The sequence below is a fragment of the Thermus sp. FJN-A genome, from assembly GCF_054655095.1.
In genome coordinates this window covers 1-236 of record NZ_BAAHSC010000220.1, presented here as the reverse complement: position 1 = coordinate 236, position 236 = coordinate 1, and the positions used below count along the sequence as shown (strand labels likewise).

The following is a 236-nucleotide window of genomic DNA, read 5'->3' as shown; positions in this document are numbered from 1 at the left end:
ACCCCCCTTCCTTAGGGTCTCCGGGTGGACGGCCAGGACCAGGGTGGCCACCTCGGCGAAGGCCACCAGCCAGGGGACCACACTGGGGGTGAGGCCCGTGGCGTCGTCCACGACGAGGGTGACGGGGTTCACCCCTTCGGGGCGCTTGAGGGCCTTGAGGAGGCTCCTCGCCTTCTCCTCGTTCCCCGGGTAGCGCCTCTGCCAGGCCTTGAGGTCGGCCTCGAGGTCCCTCCCCC

General features: G+C 71.2%; 1 pseudogene. It reads right to left on the bottom strand.

Annotation, left to right across the window (positions count from 1 at the left end):
• Positions 1-236 (bottom strand): annotated as a pseudogene (locus tag ACYQ0J_RS13470) (ATP-binding protein); the annotation flags it as partial.